The organism is Micromonospora tulbaghiae (assembly GCF_900091605.1).
Taxonomy (GTDB): domain Bacteria; phylum Actinomycetota; class Actinomycetes; order Mycobacteriales; family Micromonosporaceae; genus Micromonospora; species Micromonospora tulbaghiae.
The window spans coordinates 162516-184636 of the sequence record NZ_FMCQ01000008.1; the positions used below are offsets into that span (position 1 = coordinate 162516).

At 72.7% G+C, this 22121-nt stretch carries 22 protein-coding genes; 8 read left to right on the top strand and 14 right to left on the bottom strand.

The features are described from left to right. The first annotated feature begins 130 nt into the window (after window positions 1-130). Window positions 131-661 (top strand): hypothetical protein, encoded by a 531-nt coding sequence (locus GA0070562_RS22575; RefSeq protein WP_091426046.1) that lies wholly within the window; start codon window positions 131-133, stop codon window positions 659-661. A 38-nt stretch (window positions 662-699) separates the two neighbouring features. Here the strand turns inward: GA0070562_RS22575 and ispF are convergent, their stop codons facing one another. The 3 genes from ispF to GA0070562_RS22590 form a co-directional block, all read right to left on the bottom strand. Beyond that, complete coding sequence (gene ispF, locus GA0070562_RS22580) at window positions 700-1182, bottom strand: 2-C-methyl-D-erythritol 2,4-cyclodiphosphate synthase (RefSeq protein ID WP_091425649.1); 483 nt, start codon at window positions 1180-1182, stop codon at window positions 700-702. 326 nt (window positions 1183-1508) lie between these two features. Beyond that, entirely contained in the window at window positions 1509-2204 is a 696-nt protein-coding gene (gene ispD, locus GA0070562_RS22585) for a 2-C-methyl-D-erythritol 4-phosphate cytidylyltransferase (protein ID WP_091425650.1), read from the bottom strand. A 53-nt stretch (window positions 2205-2257) separates the two neighbouring features. Then, the gene (locus GA0070562_RS22590; protein WP_013288937.1) at window positions 2258-2743 is read right to left on the bottom strand and encodes a CarD family transcriptional regulator; all 486 of its coding nucleotides are present in this window, start codon (window positions 2741-2743) and stop codon (window positions 2258-2260) included. A 328-nt stretch (window positions 2744-3071) separates the two neighbouring features. Between GA0070562_RS22590 and GA0070562_RS22595 the strand changes: the two genes are divergently transcribed. Then, window positions 3072-3764 carry a hypothetical protein gene (locus GA0070562_RS22595; RefSeq protein WP_091425652.1) on the top strand — a complete coding sequence of 231 codons (693 nt, stop codon included), beginning with the start codon at window positions 3072-3074 and terminating at the stop codon, window positions 3762-3764. Window positions 3765-3795: 31 nt separating this feature from the next. Here the strand turns inward: GA0070562_RS22595 and GA0070562_RS22600 are convergent, their stop codons facing one another. The 4 genes from GA0070562_RS22600 to GA0070562_RS22615 form a co-directional block, all read right to left on the bottom strand. Beyond that, complete coding sequence (locus GA0070562_RS22600; protein WP_091425654.1) at window positions 3796-4398, bottom strand: hypothetical protein; 603 nt, start codon at window positions 4396-4398, stop codon at window positions 3796-3798. Window positions 4399-4437: 39 nt separating this feature from the next. After that, a complete protein-coding gene (locus GA0070562_RS22605; protein ID WP_393353315.1) occupies window positions 4438-5439 on the bottom strand; it encodes a type III polyketide synthase in 1002 nt (333 codons plus the stop codon). Between the two features lie 267 nt (window positions 5440-5706). After that, a complete protein-coding gene (locus GA0070562_RS22610) occupies window positions 5707-6873 on the bottom strand; it encodes an acyl-CoA dehydrogenase family protein (protein ID WP_091425657.1) in 1167 nt (388 codons plus the stop codon). A 40-nt stretch (window positions 6874-6913) separates the two neighbouring features. Beyond that, complete coding sequence (locus GA0070562_RS22615) at window positions 6914-7672, bottom strand: methyltransferase domain-containing protein (protein ID WP_091425659.1); 759 nt, start codon at window positions 7670-7672, stop codon at window positions 6914-6916. Window positions 7673-7717: 45 nt separating this feature from the next. Between GA0070562_RS22615 and GA0070562_RS22620 the strand changes: the two genes are divergently transcribed. From GA0070562_RS22620 to disA, 4 genes are all read left to right on the top strand, one after another. Further along, on the top strand, window positions 7718-8548 hold the full coding sequence (locus GA0070562_RS22620; RefSeq protein WP_091425662.1) for a UbiA family prenyltransferase: 831 nt from the start codon (window positions 7718-7720) through the stop codon (window positions 8546-8548). A 141-nt stretch (window positions 8549-8689) separates the two neighbouring features. Next, window positions 8690-9439 (top strand): hypothetical protein, encoded by a 750-nt coding sequence (locus GA0070562_RS22625; RefSeq protein ID WP_091426048.1) that lies wholly within the window; start codon window positions 8690-8692, stop codon window positions 9437-9439. Between the two features lie 104 nt (window positions 9440-9543). Next, window positions 9544-10992: a DNA repair protein RadA gene (radA, locus tag GA0070562_RS22630; RefSeq protein WP_091426050.1), complete on the top strand. Its 1449-nt coding sequence runs from the start codon at window positions 9544-9546 to the stop codon at window positions 10990-10992. 129 nt (window positions 10993-11121) lie between these two features. After that, on the top strand, window positions 11122-12312 hold the full coding sequence (gene disA / locus GA0070562_RS22635; protein ID WP_091425665.1) for a DNA integrity scanning diadenylate cyclase DisA: 1191 nt from the start codon (window positions 11122-11124) through the stop codon (window positions 12310-12312). A gap of 8 nt (window positions 12313-12320) precedes the next feature. Here disA and GA0070562_RS22640 read toward each other — a convergent pair whose 3' ends face one another. From GA0070562_RS22640 to GA0070562_RS22650, 3 genes are all read right to left on the bottom strand, one after another. Next, on the bottom strand, window positions 12321-13094 hold the full coding sequence (locus GA0070562_RS22640) for a hypothetical protein (RefSeq protein ID WP_091425668.1): 774 nt from the start codon (window positions 13092-13094) through the stop codon (window positions 12321-12323). 105 nt (window positions 13095-13199) lie between these two features. Further along, a complete protein-coding gene (locus GA0070562_RS22645) occupies window positions 13200-13763 on the bottom strand; it encodes a peptide deformylase (protein ID WP_091047297.1) in 564 nt (187 codons plus the stop codon). After that, window positions 13760-14272 (bottom strand): glycine cleavage system transcriptional repressor, encoded by a 513-nt coding sequence (locus tag GA0070562_RS22650; protein WP_073829205.1) that lies wholly within the window; start codon window positions 14270-14272, stop codon window positions 13760-13762. Before GA0070562_RS22650 ends, GA0070562_RS22645 begins: the two co-directional genes overlap by 4 nt. Window positions 14273-14368: 96 nt before the next feature. Here GA0070562_RS22650 and GA0070562_RS22655 point away from each other — a divergent pair, with 96 nt between their 5' ends. Beyond that, window positions 14369-15268: an HhH-GPD family protein gene (locus GA0070562_RS22655; protein ID WP_091426052.1), complete on the top strand. Its 900-nt coding sequence runs from the start codon at window positions 14369-14371 to the stop codon at window positions 15266-15268. Window positions 15269-15488: 220 nt separating this feature from the next. Here GA0070562_RS22655 and GA0070562_RS22660 read toward each other — a convergent pair whose 3' ends face one another. From GA0070562_RS22660 to lysS, 3 genes are all read right to left on the bottom strand, one after another. Beyond that, on the bottom strand, window positions 15489-18026 hold the full coding sequence (locus tag GA0070562_RS22660) for an ATP-dependent Clp protease ATP-binding subunit (protein WP_091425671.1): 2538 nt from the start codon (window positions 18024-18026) through the stop codon (window positions 15489-15491). Between the two features lie 505 nt (window positions 18027-18531). After that, a complete protein-coding gene (locus GA0070562_RS22665; RefSeq protein WP_013288952.1) occupies window positions 18532-18882 on the bottom strand; it encodes a histone-like nucleoid-structuring protein Lsr2 in 351 nt (116 codons plus the stop codon). Window positions 18883-19002: 120 nt separating this feature from the next. Next, the gene (gene lysS / locus GA0070562_RS22670) at window positions 19003-20511 is read right to left on the bottom strand and encodes a lysine--tRNA ligase (protein WP_091425675.1); all 1509 of its coding nucleotides are present in this window, start codon (window positions 20509-20511) and stop codon (window positions 19003-19005) included. A 93-nt stretch (window positions 20512-20604) separates the two neighbouring features. Between lysS and GA0070562_RS22675 the strand changes: the two genes are divergently transcribed. Then, the gene (locus tag GA0070562_RS22675) at window positions 20605-21351 is read left to right on the top strand and encodes a class I SAM-dependent methyltransferase (protein ID WP_091425676.1); all 747 of its coding nucleotides are present in this window, start codon (window positions 20605-20607) and stop codon (window positions 21349-21351) included. 2 nt (window positions 21352-21353) lie between these two features. Here the strand turns inward: GA0070562_RS22675 and GA0070562_RS22680 are convergent, their stop codons facing one another. Beyond that, entirely contained in the window at window positions 21354-22112 is a 759-nt protein-coding gene (locus tag GA0070562_RS22680; RefSeq protein WP_013288955.1) for a type III pantothenate kinase, read from the bottom strand. Window positions 22113-22121 lie beyond the last annotated feature (9 nt).

Consider the following 22121-nt stretch of genomic DNA (forward strand, 5'->3'; position numbering starts at 1 on the left):
GGTGATCGCGTGGTGAGGAACCCGGCCGGCCGGGTCCGCCCGCTCGACGGCTGCCGCTCGACGCGGTGAGCCGGTGGTGATCCGGCCCGGTGATGCTCGCCGTCCGGACCAGCGACGGATGGAGTGGAACATGCGGTTCAGGATGAGTATCGCGGTGGCGAGCGTCGTGGCGGCGGCGGTCGCGGCCCTGCCCGGCTCGGCGTCCGCCGCGCCGGAGCGGCATTCCGCCCCGGGCGCCTGGGAACCGGCGCCCCAGGCGCCGTTCGAGATGCCCGCGGGCGCGCGATGCGAGTTCGCGGTACGGGTCGAGCCGATCGTGGACGAGGTGCGGAAGCTGACGATCGAGACCTACCCGGACGGCACGCCGAAGCGGGAGTTGTTCACCGGCGCTCTGCTCAACCGGGTGACGAACCTGGAGACCGGCGCCACGTCCACGGCGGACGCGAGCGGCACCTCCCTCGTCGTCTACCGCACCGACGGCTCGATGACCTGGTACGTGACCGGGCCGGTGCTGCTCGGCTTCCGGGAGAACGCCGGCACGCTGCCGAAGGGCCTGTGGATCGTCGACGGCCAGTTCCGGGTGGAGTTCTCCCCCACCTTCGACAAGACCATCACGATGCTCCACGGCACGACCCACAACGTCTGCACCGACGTCGACTGATCCGACTGACGCGGTGACCGGCGTCCCCGGTCACCGCGTCAGTCGGCCGGGGCCTCGTAGACCAGGGCCACCGCGATCCCGGCCAGTCCCTCCCCGCGCCCGGTGAAGCCCAGGCCGTCGGTGGTGGCCGCGGAGACCGTCACCGGCGCGCCGACCGCCTCGGAGAGCACCCGCTGCGCCTCCTCCCGACGCGGCCCGATCTTGGGGCGGTTGCCGACGACCTGCACCGACACGTTGCCGATCCGGAAGCCCGCCGCCCGTACCCGGCGTGCGCTCTCGGTCAGCAGCGCCACTCCCGACGCGCCCGCCCACTCGGGCTGGTCCACCCCGAAGTTAGCGCCCAGGTCACCGAGACCGGCGGCGGAGAGCAGGGCGTTGCAGGCGGCGTGCGCCGCCACGTCGGCGTCGGAGTGACCGGCCAGGCCGTCCTGGTCCGGCCAGTGCAGGCCCGCGACCCAGCAGGGCCGCCCGGCCGCGAAGGCGTGCACGTCGGTGCCGATGGCGACCCGAGGAACGATCATGACCAGAGGGTACGCGTCGCGCCTTGACGGCGGCCCGGGCTGTGGTCAGCTCTGGTTCTTGTAGGCCCCAGCAGGCTACGCCTCTATCCAGGTGCCGCCGTGGCGACGAAGCAAAGCCTGTGAGCTGTACGGTGGAGCGTCGCTCTGACCGGCGCGCCCAGATCTTGAACACCGGACGCGCCCACCCCAGCGCGCCGATCAACCATCGACCGAAGACTGGGATCCACGTTCCAGATCCCAGGAGCCGTGTAGATCTTGGCAGGAAACGGCCCCTATGGGGGCCACTTCGTACCAAGATCTCGCAGCCGCGAGCCGCGCGCGGCGCGTCAGGCGCCTGTGGTCAGCAGGTGTTCGGCCAGGGCCAGGTCGAACGGACGGGTGATCTTCAGGGCCAGCTCGGAGCCGGGTACGCAGGTCACCGCGATCCCCTGCTTCTCGACCAGCCCGGCGTCGTCGGTGAGCGCGTCAGCCGCCGACCTGTGGGCCGCGACCAGCACCGGCCGGCGGAAGCCCTGCGGCGTCTGCACCGCGCGCAGCGCGGACCTGTCGACGGTGCCGAGGACCCGCTCGGTCGCGTCGACCTCTTTGATCGTGTCGACCACCGGCAGCACCGGGATCACCGCGTCGTGCCCGTCGCGGACCGGCGCGGCCACCGACTCGACCAGGTGGGGCGGGGTGAGCGCGCGGGCCGCGTCGTGCACCAGGACGATCTCCGGACCGGCGGGTACGGCCGCGAGGGCCGCCGCCACCGACGCCTGGCGTTCGGCGCCACCGGGCACCACAGTCACCGGGGCCACGTGGGCGAGCATCGCGCGTACCGCCTCGACCTCGGTGGCCGGCGCGGCCACCACGATCGTGTGTACCGAGGGCGCGGCGGCGATCCGGCGGACCGCGTGCACCAGCAGCGGCTCGCCGGCGAGCAACCGGAGCGCCTTCGGGGCGCCGGGTCCGAGGCGTACCCCGGCACCGGCCGCAGGAACGAGGACCGCGACGTCACCGCGCGGATTGAGCTGCGCGGTCACGTCGCGGTCCTCGGATTCGTTCGCTGCGGGGTGGGTAGAGGCAGAGGCGTGGATCAGGCCTCGGTCAGCACCTTGTCGAGCAGCGTCTCGGCCTCGTCCTTGGTGCTCTTCTCCGCCAGCGCGACCTCGCCGACGAGGATGTCACGAGCCTTGGCGAGCATCCGCTTCTCGCCCGCCGACAGGCCCCGCTCCCGCTCCCGGCGCCACAGGTCGCGGACGACCTCGGCCACCTTCAGCGGGTTACCGGAGGCCAGCTTCTCCAGATTCGCCTTGTAACGCCGCGACCAGTTGGTCGGCTCCTCGGTGTGCGGTGCACGGAGCACGTCGAAGACCTTGCCCAGGCCCTCTTCGCCAACCACTTCGCGCACACCCACGATCTCGGCGTTCTCGGCGGGCACCCGGACCGTCAGGTCACCCTGCGCGACCCTCAGGACGAGGTATTCCCTGGGCTCGCCCTTGATGACCCGAGTCTCGATTGCCTCGATGAGTGCGGCCCCGTGGTGGGGGTAAACAACGGTCTCGCCGACACTGAAAACCATAGGTTCGAAACCCCTTTCGCTGTGTCTAGGGTAACACGCTCAGGCACCGATGTCTCACCGCTGTCCTGATCGTTGGCGCAGCTCAGGGGCCCTGTGAGAGGTATTTCTTCGGCTTGACAGGCGGTCAAACCGATGCTTTCGACACGCTCCGTGAGGAACACGTGACATCCCGGTAACGGGTGGCGGGAGCGTCCAGATCTAGGGCAATGCGCTCCTTCCATGGTAACTCCGCAAGTCCGTCCGCGCCCAGGTGTGGCGTTACGGCGGCCGGTGCGGGACGCTGGGAACGGACGCGACGTCCGCTCACCGAGACGTTCCTGGGGGTCCGATGGGCGTGCCTGACGCTGACGGCCAGGGGCCGCCGGACGGGCTGCCCGGCCTGCCCCCCGAGTGGGGCCGGGTGGTCGTCCCGGACGACGCCTCGGCGCTCGCCGACGAGGCCCGGCAGATCCGCCGCGAGCTGCGTCGCGCCCGGCAGGACACCGGGCGGCGTACCGGTCCGGCCCGCCTCGGGCTGCCGGCGCTGATCCTGCTCGTGTCGGTGCTGGTCACGCTCGCCGGGCTGGCCGCCGTCACCTGGCCGCGTACCACCCGGTCCGGCGCGCCGACGGTGCTTCCCCGCTCCACCACCGCGCCGCAACCGGTCGGCCCGCTGCCCGCACTGGACCTGGTCGGGGCGGGCGACACGCCGGTACCGCTGCGCAGCCTGCTGCCCGCCATGATCATTCTGGTCGACGCCTGCACCTGCGCCGAACAGGTCGGCACCGCCGCACGCGCCGCCCCGCCCGGCGTCACAGTGGTCACCGTGACCGAGGGCCGCAGCGCCGGACCCGCGAGCGTCCCCGGGGTACGCCCGCTCGGCGACCCCGCCGGCGGCCTGCGCTCCTACCTGCACCTGTCGCCCCACCCCGGCGCCGCCGCAGCGCTGCTCGTGGACCGGCAGGGCTCGCTGGTCCGGGTGGTGCCGGAACTGGGCCCGCTGTCGGACTACGGCGCCGACCTGGCCCGGCTGAGCGGCTGAGACGCTCCCCCCGAGGGTGGCGCGACAGCGGTCAGTAGAGCGCCTCGAGCCGGGCGTCCAGCTCGGCCCGGCCGCGTACACCGGTGAACCGCACCAGCACCGGCGCGCCGGTGCCGCCCAGCACGGGCAGCTCCAGTCGCCCGCCGCACCGGAGCACCCGCCGCGCGTCGCCGGTCCCGGCGCCGGACAGCTGTACGGCGACCGCCCCGTCCCCGGAGCAGCTCACCGTCAGCCGGTAGTCGTCGCCCCGCGAGGGATTCACCTGCCGTACGACGGGCGGCCCGTCCGGCGTCAGTGCGGACGTCTCCCGCCACACCACGTGCGACACCTGGAGCACACGTGCCGTGCCGTCCCCCTCCACCCGCATCACCACCGACCGGTCCGGCGACGTGGCCGGCGCACGGCGTGCCCTGGGCGTCGGATCACGCTCCGGGCGGGCCGGCCAGGCGTCACCGGTCGACGGGTCGACCCGCCAGGTGCGGGAGATGGGTTCGGCGCTCGCGGACAGCGCCGGCACTGCCGTGGTCGCACCCGGCTCCGGTGCCGCCGACCGCCACCAGGCCGCGCCGGCCGCCAGCGCCAGGACGGTCAGGACGGTCAGCAGCACCCGTCCGTTCCGCTCGTCGGAGGCCATGACGGCAGCGTATCCGCGCGGCCCCGGCGGGGCGAGCCGTCAGCCCACCCGTTCCAGCAGCACCGCGTAGAGCGTCAGGCCCGGGCCGAACGCGAGCATCACCACCCAGCGCGGCGGTGACGGCTCCGTACGCCACAGCCGGTCCAGGATCAGCAGCACCGTCGGGGACGAGCAGTTGCCGTGCTCGGCGAGCGTCCCCCGGGACGCGGCGAGCCCGTCCGGCGGCAGCGCCAGCTCACGCTCCACCACGTTGAGGATCCGCGGCCCGCCCGGGTGCACCGCCCAGCCGTCCACGTCGGAGCGCGTGCACCCGTGCCGCGCCAGCAGCTCGTCGACCAGGGTCTGCACGTGCCGGGAGAGCACCTGCGGCACCTTCGGCGACAGGCCCATCCGGAAACCGGTGTCGGTGACGTCCCAGGTCATGTGGTCGGCAGTGGACGTGTCGGTGACCGAGGTGACCTCACGCAGCGCGTACCCCCGGCCGCCGGGGACGACCACGGCGGCGACCGCCGCGTCCGAGAACAGCGCGTGGGAGACGATCTGCTGGGTGTCCACCCGGGCGCCCGGCGGCTGGATGTGCAGGCTGGTCAGCTCCGCGCAGAGCAGCAGCGCGGGCCGCCCGCGGGCGGTGACGAAGTCGCTGGCCGCGCCCAGCCCGGGCAGGGCCGCGTAGCAGCCCATGTGCCCCACGAACATGCGCTGGGTGCTCGGGGACATCCCCAGGTCCCGGGCGAGCAGGATGTCCAGGCCCGGGGTGGCGTACCCGGTGCACGAGCAGACGATGAACAGCCCGACGTCGGCGGCGTCCAGGCCGGCGGCGGTGAGGGCCCGGCTGACCGCCTCCTTGCCCAGCGGCAGTGCCTCGACCTGGTAGCGGCGCATCCGGCGCTCGGTCGGCCACTCCGAGACGTCCTCCAGCAGCGGGTTGACCGCCGCCTGCCGCCGGGTCACGCCCGAGTTCGCGAAGATCCGCTCGGCCAGCGCCCGGGTGTTCCCCTGGAAGTGCCCCGCGAAGAAGCCCGTCCACAGTTCGTCCTGCATCGCGGCCGGCGGTTGCGCCGTACCCAGACCCGCGATCACCGGTATGCCCACGTCCCCCACCCCTCGCCCTTCACTCGCACCTCGCGCTCACCGTGCCGCCTTTCGTTCGCGACTGCGGGGCTCGCAAAACCGGCTCACTCCTCGCGCTCACCGTGCCGCCTTTCGTTCGCGACTGCGGGGCTCGCAAACCCGGCTCACTCCTCGCGCTCACCGTGCCGCCTCTCGTTCGCGACTGCGGGGCTCGCAAACCCGGCTCACTCCTCGCGCTCACCAACGAGGGAGCGCGCTGTCCCGGTCCGGGTCGCCGCCAAGTGCGGCGATGCCCAGCCAGTCGGCGCACACGTCGGACGTGGCCGGATGCAGCGAGCCGCAGCGGGCGTCCCGGTAGAGCCGCTCCAGCGGATGCCCGCGGCGGGTCGCCGACGTGCCCGCCGCCTCCAGCATGGAGGCCGCCACCTCGGCGGCGGTGGTGCCCGCCAGCAGCTTGGCCCGCCACACCCAGCGGTTCGTCTCCGCGTCGCCGGGCGCCTCGTCGACCCGGCGGGCCGCCTCGGCGACCACCAGTTCGGCGGCGGCGGTGGCCGCGTCGGCCCGGCCCAGGCGGGCCCGTACGGCGGGCAGGCCGGCGAGGTTGCGGGCGTTGAGGTGCTCGGCCGCGGCGTCGATGGCGGCCCGGGCCACGCCGACGTAGACCGCCGCGTAGCTCGCCACCAGCCAGTGCGGCATGAGCTGGGCGACGACCAGGGCCAGTCCTTCGACGCCGCCGAGCAGCCGGTCGGCCGGGACCGTCACGTCCAGGTGCACGTCGTGCGAGGAGGTGGCACGCATACCGAGCGAGTCCCAGGTGGGCTCGACGGTGATCCCGTCCCCGGCGGGCACCAGGAACTGCGACACCACCGACTGGTCGGCGGCGCTTCGGGCGGCCACCAGGTAGCCGTCGGGGTGGCCGGCCCCGGAGCAGAACGTCTTGCTGCCCTTGATGTGCCAGCCGCCCTCGACCGGTTCGTAGACGGTGCTGAGCTGGGACAGCCGGGCGCCGGCGCCGCGTTCGCTCATCGCTACCGCGTACCAGGCGCCGTCGGCCGCCGCGCGCAGCAGCCGGTCCCGCGCCGCGAGCGCCTCCGCCGGTACGCCGAGCGCCTCGGCCAGTTCCTCGGTGACCGCGCCCAGCGCGCCGGTGACCGAGGCGTGCATGTTGAACACCAGCGCGGTCGCACCGTTGCCCCGGGCCAGTTCGGTGGCGACCGCGGCGTACTCGGCGAAGCTCGCGCCCGTGCCACCCAGCTCGGGCGGCACCATCAGGCCGAACAGCCCGGCCGCCCGCAGGTCCGCGAAGTCGTCCACGGGGAACGAGCCGTCCCGGTCGTGCTCGGCCGCGCGGGCGGCCAGTCGCGGCGCCAACCGGCGGGCCGCCTCCAGCGCGTGCACAGTCATGTCGCCCCCTCCTCGCGTCCTTTACCCCGGGCGGCCCCGGCTACCCGCCCCGGCGCCCCCAGCCCTGGTACAGCACCGCCGTCGACCGGGTCGGCACGATGCGCGGTTCGGTCCTGCCCGGACGGTCACCGGCGCCGCGCATGCGGCGCAGCAGCCAGGCCAGCGTGCCGCCCAACTCCGGGCGGACCCCGCGCACCGTCAGCGACACGCCGTGCCGGGCGCACTCGGCGACCAGCGCGCGGGCGTCGACGAACAACCGTGGATCGTGGATGCCGCGCGGCACCGTGGGCAGCCGTTCGCCCAGCTCCACCGCGACCAGCCGGGCCAGCAGCGTGTCGTTGAGCGTGTCCAGCACCAGCAGGCCGCCCGGGCGCAGCAGCCGGCACGCCTCGGCGACCGCACGCCGCCAGTCCGGCACGTGTTCCAGCAGTTCCCCGGCGGAGACCACAGCCGCGCAGCCGTCGGCCAGCGGCACCGCCGTCGCGTCGGCCTGGACCACCGTCACGCCGTGCTCGGCGGCCTGGTCGAGCGCGGAGCGCGTCAGGTCCACCCCGACGTGGCGGTAGCCCTTGCCGGCCAGGTGCGGCGCCAGCAGCCCGGCGCCGCAACCCAGGTCGACGAGCAGATCGTCCGGCGTGGACGCCGCCGGAACCAGCGCCGCCCGGGCCCGGGCCAGCCAGTGCAGCATCGCGAACGCGCCGTCCGGCCGCCACCACTCACCGGCCAGGTCGTCGTACTGCCGCGGGTCGTTCGGCGGCAGCACCCGGTACGGAGTGGACACCGGCGACGCGTCGGGCATGCGTCGAGCGTGGCACGACTGCCCGGTAACGACCAGACTTCCCTTATGTCGACACGGGTGTTAGGGCTGGTCAGGGCGAGCCATCCGGAGCCCGCGGCGGCGGTCACCGTCGTCGCCGCGCTGCTCGCCGCCGGCGTCGGGCACTCCGCGGCGGGCGTCGCGGCGGTGGCGCTGACGGTGCTGGCCAGCCAGCTCGCGGTGGGGTGGAGCAACGACCTCATCGACGCCGAGCGGGACGCGGCGGTGGGGCGTACCGACAAACCGGTGACCACCGGCGAGGTCGCCCGGCCGACGCTGGCCCGGGCCACCGCGGTGGCCGCTGTCGCCGTGCCGGTCCTGGCGCTGGCCGGCGGCCCGGCAGCGGCGGCCTGCGCGACGTTGGGCCTGGTCTCCGCGCTGCTCTACAACCGGCCGCTGAAGTCGACGCCGGTGTCGGTGCTGCCCTACGCGGTCTCGTTCGGCGCGCTGCCCGCGTTCGTGGTGCTGGCGCTGCCCGGCTCGCCGGTGCCCCCGGCCTGGCTGGTGGCCGCGGCCGCGCTGCTCGGCGCCGGCGCGCACTTCGCCAACGTGCTGCCCGACCTGGCCGACGACGCCCGGACCGGGGTACGCGGCCTGCCGCACCGGTTCGGGCCGGTCGGCAGCCGGCTGGCCGCCGCCGGGCTGCTGCTCGCGGCCACCGTCGCGCTGGTCCTCGGGCCGCCCGGGCCGCCGTCGTGGACCGGCATGTCGGCGGTCGCCGCCGCCGTCGCCGTGCCGGCGGTCGGCTGGTACGCGGGACGCGCGACCGCCGGACGCTCGGCGACCGCCTTCCGGGCGGTGCTGGTGGTGGCGCTCATCGATGTGGTGCTGCTGGTGACGAGCGGCCGGCTGGTCTGAGGAGTCCCCTCCGAGGTGGCATTGCCGGGTCCGCGTGCGGGCCTCGATCAGCTCCAACTACCCTGGAGCGCGGTCTGCGCGGGTATGGCCACCCCGTGCCCGGTGGTCGACCGGGCGGGGATCGTGACGAGGAGGACCGACGTGACGCGCTCGATCAGGGGTTCCCGGGGGCCGGCCCTGCTGCTGGCCGGCACGGCGGCGGCGAGCCTGCTGCTGTCCGGGTGCGGCGCCGGGCAGATTTCCGAGACCGCCAACAAGATCCCGTCGGTACAGGGCGTCAACGTCCAGACCTCCGACAACCTCTACAAGGTGCGCGGGCTCTACGTGCAGTTCCCGGGCCCGAAGGGCTACGAGGCCGGGTCGAACGCGCCGGTCAACGTGGTGATCTACAACGACAGCGAGAAGCCGGTGACCGTGACGGTCACCACCGACAGCGCGCGGGAGATCGTGCTCACCGGTTCCGGCGCGGGTGAGAGCGGCGCTGCCACGCCGACCGGCTCGCCCACCGAGCCGGCCACCTCCTCGCCGACCGCCACCGACCCGAGCGCGTCGCCGAGCCAGTCGCTGGAGGTGACCGGGTCGCCGTCGGCCAGCCCGTCGCCGAGCGAGAGCGAGTCCGCGCCCGCCGGCCAGCCGGCCCGGATCGAGATCCCGGCGCTCAGCTACGCCCAGCTCAACGCCGGCAACCCGCGGTTCCTCCAGCTCGTCGGCCTGAACGAGAAGCTGCTCGTCGGCCAGCAGGTCAACCTGACCTTCGACTTCGGCGACGGCAAGGTCGTCAAGACCCCGGCGCCGATCGGCATCCCGCTGACCCCGGAGGCCACGCCGTCGAAGATCGTGAACCCGCGTGAGCACGCCGGTGAGGACGGCGGCGCCGAGGGCGGCCACTGACCTCCGTACTTCCTCCGTCGGCACCGCCGCCGTGGCCAGCGCCACGTCGGCGGTGCCGCCGTTTCGGGTGGGCTTTCGTCGTACGGGCCGGTTAGCGTCCGGTGGTGACCACGCCCCGATCGACCTCCTCCCGTGCCGGCGCCGGCCGCGGTCGCGCCGCGACCCGCGAACCCCGCCCGGCCTACGAGTGCGACGCCTGCGGTCACCAGCCCCCGAAGTGGGTGGGCCGGTGCCCCGAGTGCGGCGAGTGGGGTTCGGTGGTCGAGTGCACGGTCACCGGCCCGGTGGTCTCCGGCCGGGTGGTCAGCTCACGGATGCCGGCCGAGCCGGCCCGGCCGATCGCCACGATCAGCGCCGCGCCCGCCCGGGCCCGTCCCACCGGCGTCAGCGAGCTCGACCGGGTGCTCGGCGGCGGGCTGGTCCCCGGCGCGGTGGTGCTGCTCGCCGGTGAGCCCGGCGTGGGCAAGTCGACGCTGCTGCTCGACGTGGCCCAGCAGTGGGCGGCCGGAGCCGGCAGCCCGTCACTGGTGGTCAGCGGTGAGGAGTCGGTCAGCCAGGTGCGGCTGCGCGCCGAGCGGATGGGCACCCTGCACGACCAGCTCTACCTGGCCGCCGAGAGCGACCTGTCGGCGGTGCTCGGCCACCTCGACGCGGTCAAGCCGGGGCTGCTGGTGCTCGACTCGGTGCAGACCATCTCGACCACCGGCACCGAGGGCGTGCCCGGCGGTGTCACCCAGGTCCGCGCGGTCACCGCCGCCCTGGTCGCGGTGGCCAAGGAGTGCGGCATCGCCACCGTGCTGGTCGGGCACGTCACCAAGGACGGCCAGGTCGCCGGTCCCCGGGTGCTGGAGCACCTGGTCGACGTGGTGCTGCACTTCGAGGGCGACAAGCACTCCTCGCTGCGGATGGTGCGCGGCGTGAAGAACCGGTTCGGCGCGGCCGACGAGGTGGGCTGCTTCGAGATGCACGAGGGCGGCATCAGCAGCCTGGCCGACCCGTCCGGCCTGTTCCTGACCCGCTACTCCGAACCGGTGCCGGGCACCTGCGTGACGGTGGCGATGGAGGGGCGCCGGGCGCTGGTGACCGAGGTGCAGGCGCTGATCGGGGCGACGGTGGCCGGCTCGCCCCGGCGTACCGTCTCCGGCCTCGACAGCGCCCGGCTCGCCATGGTCCTCGCGGTGCTCCAGCGCCGCACCGAGCGGCTCACGCTGCACGACCGGGAGGTCTTCGCCGCCACCGTCGGCGGCATCCGGGTGGTGGAGCCGGCGGCCGATCTGGCCGTGGCGCTCGCGGTCGCCTCGGGCGGGCTCAACCTGGCGCTCAACCCCCACCTGGTGGCCATCGGCGAGGTCGGGCTCACCGGCGAGGTCCGCCGTGTCGGCGCGGTGCCCCGCCGGCTGGCCGAGGCCGCCCGGCTCGGTTTCCGGCTGGCCCTCGTGCCGCCCGGGTGCGGGCCCGAGAGCAGCGGCGCCGGGCCGGACAACATGCGGGTGATCGAGGTCACTGACGTGCGGGCCGCCCTCCAGGCGGCCGCGCGCGCGTCGGCGGAGTGACACGGCGGGATCCGCCGGGCGTTTCCGGGCAGGCCACGCAGCCCGCGACGAGCCGCCCGAGCCGGGCATCGTGACACATCACAGTAACCACGAGAGCACCCACCGCATGGCAGTCCGTAGACTGTGCCCGTGCCGATCGACCGCGATGCCACCAAGCCCGCAACGGCGACGCCGCACGCCCGTACCGGCGCCGTGAGCGGCAACCCCGCTCGTGCCATCAGCGTGAGCGTCAACGGAAGCGTCGGCGGCGGGGCCGGCGCCGATCCGCTGCGCGCCAACCTCGCCCTGATGGCTCCCGGCACCGCCCTGCGGGACGGCCTGGAGCGGATCCTGCGCGGCCGCACCGGCGCGCTGATCGTGCTCGGCTACGACAAGGTCGTCGAGCAGATCTGCACCGGCGGCTTCCCGATGGACGTGGAGTTCTCCGCCACCCGGGTCCGTGAGCTGTGCAAGATGGACGGCGCTGTGGTGCTCTCCAGCGACGGCAGCCGGATCGTGCAGGCCGGCGTGCACCTGATGCCCGACCCGTCCATCCCCACCGAGGAGTCCGGCACCCGGCACCGCACCGCCGAGCGGGTGGCCCGGCAGACCGGCTACCCGGTCATCTCGGTCAGCCAGTCGATGCGGATCATCAGCCTCTACGTCAACGGCCAGCGGCACGTGCTCGACGACTCGGCGGCCATCCTGTCCCGCGCCAACCAGGCGCTCGCCACGCTGGAGCGCTACAAGCTCCGGCTGGACGAGGTCTCCGGCACGCTCTCCGCGCTGGAGATCGAAGACCTCGTCACCGTCCGCGACGCGGTGGCTGTGGTGCAGCGCCTGGAGATGGTCCGGCGGATCGCCGACGAGATCGCCGGCTACGTGGTGGAGCTGGGCACCGACGGTCGCCTGCTGGCCCTCCAGCTCGACGAGCTGATGGCCGGCGTGGACGCCGACCGCACCCTGGTCATCCGCGACTACCTGCCGACCGGCCGCAAGTCACGCACGCTCGACGAGGCGCTCGTCGAGCTCGACCTGCTCAGCGCCACCGAACTCATCGACCTCGTGGCGGTGGCGAAGGCGATCGGCTACCCGTCCGCCTCCGACGCGCTCGACGCGGCGGTCAGCCCGCGCGGGTTCCGCCTGCTGGCGAAGGTGCCCCGGCTGCCGGTCGCCGTGGTCGACCGGCTGGTGGTGCACTTCGGCAGCCTCCAGCGGCTGCTCGGTGCGACAGTGGAAGACCTCCAAGCGGTCGAGGGCGTGGGCGACGCCCGCGCCCGCGGCGTCCGCGAGGGCCTGTCCCGGCTCGCCGAGGCGAGCATCCTCGAACGGTACGTCTGACCGACCGCTCAGCCGGTGACGGTCAGCTTGACCGGCTCGCTGAGCTTGGTGCCGACGCGGGCGAACACCTGGTACGCGCCGATCGCCGCGAAGTCGCCGTTCGCCAGCCCGCTCGCGCACCGGTTGTCCAGCCGGCCGTTCCAGCCCAGCTCGTAGGAGCGCTCGAAGTTCGGCGTGAACGACTGCACGTCCGACCCCTTGCCGGTACCGCACGTGTCGGACGACCAGATCTTCTCCGCCCCGGACTTGACGTACAGCTCCTGGAGGTCGGCGCCGACGTCCCGGCTGCACGTCCGGTTCGACACGTTCTTGACCTTCAGGCGCAACGTGACCACTGTGCCCCGCTGGGCGGTGGGCGGCACCGCCACCGGCGTCACCAGCAGCTCGGAGTCGGTGCAGGTGCCGTCGTCGGAGACCGGCTGACCGGTCGCGCCACCGTTGCCGGTGCCACCCCCGTTGTTCGCGCCCCCGCCGGTGTTCCCACCGTCACCGGTGGCGTCGCCGCCGGTGTTCCCGCCGCCGGTGTTCGCGCCACCGCCGCCGGAGTCGCCTGCCGTCGGTGACGGGCTGCCCGTCCGAGGGGTCAGCACCGAGCCGGACGGGTCGGGCTGAGCCCCGGCGGAGCCGGTCGGGGACGGGTCCGTGCCCGGCGCTCCGGTGTTGCGGTCCGTACCGGTGCACGAATACAGCAGGACAATCAGGAAGAGCAGCCCTGCTCCGAGCACGACGGCACGACGCCGCCAGTACACGGCAGGGGGCAGGGGGCCGACCGTCAGACGCATGATGCGCCTACCGTAGCCGCGCGGCGCACGGCTCGGCGGTCCGACGCGCCGGGAACCCGCCGCCGTACGGCCGCACCCGTCCACACAGGATTCCGAGCGCCACCGTCAGAGGTAGACCTTGCGCTGGTAGATCGCGTGCGCGCCGGCCACCCGGTCGAGGAACAGCAGCCCGGCGCAGTGGTCGATCTCGTGCTGGAGCGCACGCGCCTCGAAGCCGTCCGTCACCAGCCGGACCGGCTCGCCGCTGCCGGGAAGCGCGCCCTCGACCACCAGCCGGCTGGCCCGCTTCACGTCGCCGGTCAGGTCCGGCACCGACATGCAGCCCTCCCGCCCGGCCTTCCACCGGGACGCCTCCACCACACGGGCGTTGCAGAGCACGAACGTGCCGTGCACGGTGACCGCCTTCGGATGCCCCGTGACGTCCACCGCGAACACCTGCGCGCTCACCCCGACCTGCGGCGCCGCCAGTCCCACGCACCCGGGCGAGACGCGCATCGTCGCCACCAGGTCGGCGGCGAGGCGCACCACCTCGGCAGATGTGGGGTCGACCTCCGGGCCGGGTCGACTCAGCACCGGCTCCGGCGCGGTGACCACCGGGCGTACCGCGCCGGGGACGCCGAGCTTCTCCGGTGTCCAGCCGCCCAGGCCCGCGTACTCCGGCCCGGTCACAGCAGGTCCGTGTCCGCCGGGCGGAGGCTGACCCCCACGCCCAGCTCTGCCGCGACGCGGGTGAGCCGGCCGGCCACCTCGTCCGACACACCGGGCGGCAGCTCGACCTCGGCGACCACCACGTAGAGCGAACCGGTGAGCCGGGTGCTCAGGTCGGTCACGTTCCCGCCCGCGTCGGTGAGCACCCGGGTCATCGCCGCGACGATGCCCATCCGGTCGGCGCCGTGCACCGCCAGCACGTACGGCTCCCCGGTGGGCTCGCTGCCGGCGTCGGGCGTGACCGCGCGTACGGTCGCCAGCAGGTGCCCGTCGGCGGCGAGCGGGGCCAGCGCGGCCTCGACATCGGCGGCGGCCGGGCCCACGCAGATCAGCGTCATCGCGAAGTGTCCACGCAGCCGGGTCATCGTCGAGTCGGTGAGGTTCGCGCCCAGCCGGGCGAGGACCTCCGCGACGTCGGCAACGATGCCCGGCCGGTCCCGGCCGATGACGGTGATCGCGAGCTCGTTCATTCGGACATTCTGCCCCGTCGTCCATGATCGATCGCGCCCGGCCACCCGGCCCGCCCAACCTGCGGGAAAGACCGCCGTGACATGATCGGCGGCGCGATGTCCGATCCCACATTCGCCACCCAGGTCAGCCGGTGGTACGAGCGCAACGCCCGCGACCTGCCCTGGCGCAAGCCCGGCATCGGCGCCTGGGCGATCCTGGTCAGCGAGGTCATGCTCCAGCAGACCCCTGTGGTCCGGGTGGTGCCCGCCTTCCAGGCGTGGCTGGCCCGCTGGCCGGAGCCGCGCGCGCTCGCCGAGGACACCCCGGCCGAGGCGATCCGGATGTGGGGACGGCTCGGCTACCCGCGCCGGGCGGTACGCCTGCGCGAGTGCGCGGTGGCGATCGTCGAGCGCCACGGCGGCGTGGTGCCCGACCGGCTCGACCAGCTGCTGGCACTACCGGGCGTCGGCACGTACACGGCCCGCGCGGTCGCCGCTTTCGCGTACGGGCAGCGGCACCCGGTGGTGGACACGAACGTGCGGCGCGTGGTGTGCCGGGCGATCGCCGGTCAACCCGACGCCGGCCCCACCACCCGCCCGGCCGACCTGGTCGCCACCGAGGAACTGCTGCCGGTCGAACCGGCCGCCGCCGCGCTGGCCAGCGCCGCGTTCATGGAACTCGGCGCTGTCGTCTGCACGGCCCGCGCGCCGCGCTGCGCGATCTGCCCGGTCGAGTCGAGCTGCGCCTGGCGGGCCTCCGGGCAGGCCGCGCCCACCGGACCGACCCGTCGGCCGCAGCGCTACGCCGGCACCGACCGGCAGGTACGCGGACTGCTGCTCGCGGTGCTGCGGGAGTCCGCCGGCCCGGTGCCGCACCAGCGGCTGGACCAGGTCTGGCACGACGACGTGCAGCGGGCCCGCGCACTGGCCGGCCTGGTCACTGACGGCCTGGTGGAGCCGGTCGGCGAGGAGTCGTTCCGCCTGGCCGGCGACGGCCCTGCCGTCCCCCTCCCCTAACGCCCCACCCCCGCCCTTCCACCCCGCGCCCGCCCCCGGGGTCCACCCCGTTGGTCATGAAGTTAGCGGGGACAAACCGGACGCCAAGTGCGGTCAACTTCATGATCGACGGGGCGGAAGGGTGCGGGTGGGCGGCACCCGGGGCGAGGGCGGGAGGGGATGGAAAGGCGACGGCCCCGGTGGCTTTCGCCTACCGGGGCCGTCGCCCTCGGTGCTCTAGCTATGCGGCGTCGTCCGCCCCGGTGGCGGCGGTGCCGCCGAGGTCCGCCGGGACCGCGTCCGGCACGGCGTCCGGCCGGTCCGCGCCCCGGAAGACGAGCTTGGACTTGTCGATGTCCTCCGGGTCGCCCTCGCAGTCCACGACCACGATCTGACCCGGGGTCAGCTCGTTGAACAGGATCCGCTCGGACAGGTTGTCCTCGATGTCGCGCTGGATCGTGCGACGCAGCGGCCGCGCGCCCAGCACCGGGTCGAAGCCCTTCTTCGCCAGGTACTTCTTGGCGTTGTCGGTCAGCTCCAGACCCATGTCCTTGTTCCTCAGCTGGCCCTCGATCCGCTGGATCATGATGTCCACGATCGAGAGGATCTCGATCTCGCGCAGCTGGTGGAAGACGATGGTGTCGTCGATCCGGTTCAGGAACTCGGGCCGGAAGTGCTGCTTGAGCTCGTCGTTGACCTTCTGCTTCATCCGGTCGTAGTTCGACTCGGAGTCCTCAGAGGCCTGGAAGCCCAGCGACACCGCCTTGGCGACGTCGCGCGTACCGAGGTTGGTGGTCAGGATGATGACCGTGTTCTTGAAGTCCACGATCCGGCCCTGGCCGTCGGTGAGGCGCCCGTCCTCCAGGATCTGGAGGAGCGTGTTGAACACGTCCGGGTGGGCCTTCTCGATCTCGTCGAAGAGGACCACCGAGAACGGCCGGCGACGCACCTTCTCGGTCAGCTGCCCGCCCTCGTCGTAGCCGACGTAGCCGGGAGGGGCACCGACGAGCCGGGACACCGTGTACCGGTCGTGGAACTCCGACATGTCGAGCTGGATGAGGGCGTCCTCGCTGCCGAACAGGAACTCGGCGAGCGCCTTGGACAGCTCGGTCTTACCGACGCCGGACGGGCCGGCGAAGATGAACGAGCCGGAGGGGCGCTTCGGGTCCTTCAGGCCGGCCCGGGTACGCCGGATCGCCTTCGAGACCGCCTTGACCGCGTCCTCCTGGCCGATGACGCGCTTGTGCAGCTCGTCCTCCATGCGCAGCAGGCGCGAGGTCTCCTCCTCGGTCAGCTTGTAGACCGGGATGCCGGTCCAGTTGCCGAGCACCTCGGCGATCTGCTCGTCGTCGACCTCGCTGACGACGTCCAGGTCACCGGCCTTCCACTCCTTCTCCCGCTGCGCCTTCTGCCCCAGCAGCTGCTTCTCGGTGTCGCGCAGCTGGGCGGCCCGCTCGAAGTCCTGCGCGTCGATCGCGGACTCCTTGTCGCGGCGCACCTGGGCGATGCGCTCGTCGAAGTCGCGCAGGTCCGGCGGCGCGGTCATCCGGCGGATCCGCATCCGGGCGCCGGCCTCGTCGATCAGGTCGATCGCCTTGTCCGGCAGGAACCGGTCGGAGATGTACCGGTCGGCGAGCGTCGCGGCGGCGACCAGGGCGGCGTCGGTGATGGAGACGCGGTGGTGGGCCTCGTAGCGGTCCCGCAGGCCCTTGAGGATCTCGATGGTGTGGGCCAGCGACGGCTCACCCACCTGGATCGGCTGGAAACGACGCTCCAGAGCGGCGTCCTTCTCCAGGTGCTTGCGGTACTCGTCGAGCGTGGTGGCGCCGATGGTCTGCAGCTCGCCACGGGCCAGCATCGGCTTGAGGATGCTGGCGGCGTCGATCGCGCCCTCGGCCGCGCCCGCACCGACGAGGGTGTGGATCTCGTCGATGAACAGGATGATGTCGCCGCGGGTGCGGATCTCCTTGAGCACCTTCTTCAGGCGCTCCTCGAAGTCACCGCGGTAGCGGGAACCGGCGACCAGGGCACCGAGGTCGAGGGTGTAGAGCTGCTTGTCCTTCAGCGTCTCGGGCACCTCGCCCTTGATGATCTTCTGGGACAGGCCCTCCACCACGGCGGTCTTGCCGACGCCGGGCTCGCCGATCAGCACCGGGTTGTTCTTGGTGCGGCGGGACAGCACCTGCATGACCCGCTCGATCTCCTTCTCGCGCCCGATGACCGGGTCGAGCTTGCCCTCGCGGGCGGCCTGGGTCAGGTTGCGGCCGAACTGGTCCAGCACGAGGCTGGTCGACGGCGCGGCCTCACCCGGCGCGGCACCGGCGGCGGCCGGCTCCTTGCCCTGGTAGCCGGAGAGCAGCTGGATGACCTGCTGGCGCACCCGGTTCAGATCTGCGCCGAGCTTCACCAGGACCTGGGCGGCGACGCCCTCGCCCTCGCGGATCAGGCCGAGCAGGATGTGCTCGGTGCCGATGTAGTTGTGGCCGAGCTGCAGCGCCTCGCGCAGCGACAGCTCCAGCACCTTCTTGGCCCGCGGCGTGAACGGGATGTGCCCGCTCGGCGCCTGCTGGCCCTGGCCGATGATCTCCTCGACCTGCTGACGCACGCCCTCCAGGGAGATGCCGAGGCTCTCCAGGGCCTTTGCCGCGACACCCTCACCCTCGTGGATCAGGCCCAGCAGGATGTGTTCCGTACCGATGTAGTTGTGGTTGAGCATCCGGGCCTCTTCTTGGGCCAGGACGACAACCCGTCGCGCTCGGTCGGTGAACCGCTCGAACATGCCCTCGTGCTCCTCACGTGCCGTGCGCCTTGATGGTCAGATCTCGGCGGGGCCGGTGCGCGGACGTCCGGGACGGGCGTCCGTGCCTCCTTACTCTATCGCCGCGGACCGTCTCCGCTGAGGTCGTGTGCCCCTGCGAATGACCGTTCCGACGTCGTTTCTGACAACCGTCCACGCTCAGGAGGTGTTCCGGGGCCCCTGCCTGTACGCGCAGAGCGAAATTCGACCGGCGCCCGAACGGCCGGTCGAGTGGACCAAAGGCGGCACCGATGCGTCCGCCGGGTCGTCCACAGCCTGTGGATGAAGTCTCCACCGCCTGTGGACAACCACCCCGGGCGGGGATTTCTTCCCCGGCGGCGCCGCGCCCGCGCGCGGTGGGCCGGACCGGACATCCGGCACCGCCGGGGACGGCGGGGCGCAACAGGGACCCCGGTACGGAAACGGCGACGCCGGCCCGGAGTCGCACTCCGGTCCGGCGTCGGCGTCGCCCGTGACGAGGGTGGGGTCAGTGCCCCGCCTTCGCGTGGTACTCGTCCACGATCTCCTGCGGGATCCGGCCCCGGTCGGAGATGTCCTTGCCGGCCTTCTTGGCCCACTCGCGGATGGCCCGGTTCTGCTCCCGGTCGGCGGTCGCGCCGCCCCGGCCACGAGCGGCCCGGCCACCCACGACCACACCCCCGCGACCGACCTTCGTTCCGTTCGCGATGTACGGCGCGAATACGTCGCGCAATTTCCCGGCGTTGGAAGCGGAGAGGTCGATCTCGTACTGCACGCCGTCGAGCGCGAACTTGACGGTCTCGTCAGCGTCCCCGCCGTCCAGGTCATCGACCAGCTTGTGAATGATCTGCTTGGCCACGTCCCACATTCCTTTCGAGCAGGGTTGTACTCCTGCAATACACCGAGCACAATAACCCGTCCGGCGCTTGCTCCGTCAATAGGACGGGGTAACGAGCCGGAGAAGGCTTGCGGGGAGCGCCTACTCGGGCCGGACCAACGGGAACAGGATCGTTTCCCGAATTCCGAGTCCCGTCAGCGCCATCAGCAGCCGGTCGATTCCCATTCCCATGCCGCCGGACGGCGGCATTCCATACTCCATCGCTCGGAGAAAGTCCTCGTCCAGCCGCATCGCCTCGTCGTCGCCGCGCGCCGCGAGCTGCGCCTGGGCCACCAGCCGCTCCCGCTGCACGACCGGGTCGACCAGCTCCGAGTACGCGGTGCCCAGCTCGAATCCGAGCACGTAGAGGTCCCACTTCTCGGCCAGTCCCGGCTCGCTGCGGTGAGCCCGGGTCAGCGGGCTGGTCTCCTCCGGGTAGTCCATGACGAACGTCGGCGCCTGAAGGGACGGCACGACCAGTTCCTCGAACAACTCCTCGGCCAGCTTGCCCGGTCCCCACTTCGGGTCGACGGAGAGACCGACCTTGTCCGCGTACTCGACCAGGCGCGCCCTTTCGGTGCGGACGGTGACCTCCTCACCGAGCGCTTCGGAAAGAACACCGAACAGCGTCACCGACCGCCACTCGCCGCCCAGATCGAACTCACGCCCGTCGGCGTGGGTCACCACGGTCGAGCCGGCGACCGCCACCGCGGCCCGCTGTACGAGATTTTGGGTCAGCTCGGCCATCGTGTGGTAGTCGCCGTACGCCTGGTACGCCTCCAGCATCGCGAACTCCGGCGAGTGCGAAGAGTCGATGCCCTCATTACGGAAGTTGCGGTTGATCTCGAAGACGCGGTCCACGCCACCGACCACCGCGCGCTTGAGAAACAGTTCCGGCGCGATTCGCAGATACAGATCCGTGTCGAGCGCATTGCTGTGGGTCACGAATGGGCGTGCCGCGGCGCCGCCGTGCAGCAGTTGCAGCATCGGGGTCTCGACCTCGATGAAGTCCTGCCCGTGCAGGGTGTCGCGCAGACTGCGTACGGCGGTGGCCCGCGTGCGCACCATCTGCCGGGCCTGCGGGCGGACCACGAGGTCCACGTAGCGCTGGCGGACCCGGGACTCCTCGCTGAGCGGCTTGTGCGCCACCGGCAGCGGGCGCAGCGCCTTGGCGGTGACCGCCCACTCCTCGGCGAGAACAGACAGCTCACCGCGCCGGCTGGTGATCACCTCGCCGGTCACGCCGACGTGGTCACCGAGGTCGACCAGGCGCTTCCAGTCGGCGAGCCGCTCGGCGCCGGCCCGGTCCAGCGAGAGCATCGCCTGGACCTCGGTGCCGTCACCGTCGCGGAGCGTCGCGAAGCAGAGCTTGCCGGTGTTGCGAATGAAGATCACCCGGCCGGTGACCGAGACCCGGTCGCCGGTGGCGGTGTCGGTGGGCAGGTCGCCGTAGCGCTCGCGCAGCCGTGCGAGCGTGGTGGTCCGCGGGAAACTGACCGGGTACGGCTCGACGCCCTCGGCGAGCATCCGGTCCCGCTTCTCCCGGCGGACCTTCATCTGCTCGGGAAGGTCGTCGGCGGGGTCTGTGGGCAGGGCGTTCTGCTCGGTCACGGCACGCTTCCTCAAGCCTTGGGAACATCGGCGGGGTCAGCACATGAGCGTACTCAAGCGCCGTGGCGGCCGTTACGGGATAACCTGCCCGCCATGACCGACCCCACTGCGGCGCTCTCGTTCGGCGCGGCCGCGGCCGAGTACGACCGGTTCCGTCCCCGCTATCCGGAGGCGGCGCTGCGCTGGGCGCTGGACGGCCTGGACGCCGCCCGGGTGGTGGACCTCGGCGCCGGCACCGGGATCCTCACCCGCGGACTGCTGGCGCTGACCGGGCCGGTGGCTCATGTCGTACCGGTGGAACCTGATCCGGGGATGCGGGCGCAACTGGCCGCCGCCACGCCGGGCTCGACGGCGCTCGCCGGCAGCGCCGAGGCGGTGCCGCTGCCGGACGGGTCGGCGGACGCGGTACTGGTCGGGCAGGCATACCACTGGTTCGACCGGGAGCGGGCGCACGCCGAGGTGGCCCGCGTGCTGCGCCCGGGCGGCACGTTCGCGCCGGTCTGGAACATCCGGGACGAGCGGGTCGGCTGGGTGGCGGAGCTGAGCCGGATCGCCCACCTCGGCGACAACGCGGGCGACGTGACCCAGCGGTACGCGGACTTCGGCGGAGCGTTCACCGACGTCGAGGTCGGCCAGTTCCCGCACGCCACCACGCTCACGCCGGACGAGGTGGTCAGCATGCTGCACACCCGCTCGTACTGGCTGACGGCCGACGCGGACGAGCGGCGACGGGTCGACGCGGAGCTGACGGAGCTGTTCGCCGGCCACCCCGATCTGGCCGGCCGGGAGACGGTCGAGCTGCCCTACCGCACGTTCGTGCTGCGGGCCCGCCGCCGCTGACCTCAGACGTTGCGGTCGTAGACCATCCGCAGGCCGATCAGCGTGATCATCGGCTCGTGGTGGGTGATGGTGTGGCACTCGCCGAGCACCAGCGACGCCAGGCCGCCGGTGGCGATGACCGCCTTCACGCCGCCCAGCTCCTCGGACATCCGCTCGACGATCCGGTCCACCTGGCCGGCGAAGCCGAAGTAGAGCCCGGCCTGGAGGCACTCGACTGTGTTCTTGCCGATCACCGAACGCGGGCGGGTCGCCTCCACCTTGCGCAGCTGGGCGGCCCGGGCGGCCAGCGCGTCGAAGGAGATCTCGATGCCGGGTGCGAACGCCCCGCCGAGGAACTCCCCCCGGCTGCTGACCAGGTCGAAGTTGGTGGTGGTGCCGAAGTCCACGACGATCGACGGCCCGCCGTAGAGCGTGTACGCGGCCAGCGTGTTGACCACCCGGTCCGCGCCCACCTCCTTCGGGTTGTCGATGGCGAGCTGCACGCCGGTCCGCACACCCGGCTCGACGATCACGCTGGGCAGGTCGGCGTAGTACCGGTCGAGCATGGTGCGCAGCGAACGCAGCGCGGCCGGCACGGTCGAGCAGGCGGCCACGCCGGTGATCTCCACGGCGTCCCCGGCGAGCAGTCCGCGGAACATCAGGCCCAGCTCGTCCGCTGTGGAACGGGCGTCGGTCTTGATCCGCCACGAATGCACCAGCTTGTCGCCGTCGAAGGTCGCCAGCACGGTGTTCGTGTTTCCGATGTCGATGCAGAGCAGCACAGCGGCAGC

Excerpts from the sequence above, each read along its gene's own strand:
- GA0070562_RS22575 (WP_091426046.1), top strand. The coding sequence starts at position 131 with ATGCGGTTCAGGATGAGTATCGCGGTGGCGAGCGTCGTGGCGGCGGCG.
- ispF (WP_091425649.1), bottom strand. The coding sequence starts at position 1,182 with ATGATCGTTCCTCGGGTCGCCATCGGCACCGACGTGCACGCCTTCGCG.
- GA0070562_RS22590 (WP_013288937.1), bottom strand. The coding sequence starts at position 2,743 with ATGGTTTTCAGTGTCGGCGAGACCGTTGTTTACCCCCACCACGGGGCC.
- GA0070562_RS22595 (WP_091425652.1), top strand. The coding sequence starts at position 3,072 with ATGGGCGTGCCTGACGCTGACGGCCAGGGGCCGCCGGACGGGCTGCCC.
- GA0070562_RS22600 (WP_091425654.1), bottom strand. The coding sequence starts at position 4,398 with ATGGCCTCCGACGAGCGGAACGGACGGGTGCTGCTGACCGTCCTGACC.
- GA0070562_RS22605 (WP_393353315.1), bottom strand. The coding sequence starts at position 5,439 with ATGCAGGACGAACTGTGGACGGGCTTCTTCGCGGGGCACTTCCAGGGG.
- GA0070562_RS22610 (WP_091425657.1), bottom strand. The coding sequence starts at position 6,873 with ATGACTGTGCACGCGCTGGAGGCGGCCCGCCGGTTGGCGCCGCGACTG.
- GA0070562_RS22615 (WP_091425659.1), bottom strand. The coding sequence starts at position 7,672 with ATGCCCGACGCGTCGCCGGTGTCCACTCCGTACCGGGTGCTGCCGCCG.
- GA0070562_RS22620 (WP_091425662.1), top strand. The coding sequence starts at position 7,718 with ATGTCGACACGGGTGTTAGGGCTGGTCAGGGCGAGCCATCCGGAGCCC.
- GA0070562_RS22640 (WP_091425668.1), bottom strand. The coding sequence starts at position 13,094 with ATGCGTCTGACGGTCGGCCCCCTGCCCCCTGCCGTGTACTGGCGGCGT.
- GA0070562_RS22650 (WP_073829205.1), bottom strand. The coding sequence starts at position 14,272 with ATGAACGAGCTCGCGATCACCGTCATCGGCCGGGACCGGCCGGGCATC.
- GA0070562_RS22655 (WP_091426052.1), top strand. The coding sequence starts at position 14,369 with ATGTCCGATCCCACATTCGCCACCCAGGTCAGCCGGTGGTACGAGCGC.
- GA0070562_RS22660 (WP_091425671.1), bottom strand. The coding sequence starts at position 18,026 with ATGTTCGAGCGGTTCACCGACCGAGCGCGACGGGTTGTCGTCCTGGCC.
- GA0070562_RS22675 (WP_091425676.1), top strand. The coding sequence starts at position 20,605 with ATGACCGACCCCACTGCGGCGCTCTCGTTCGGCGCGGCCGCGGCCGAG.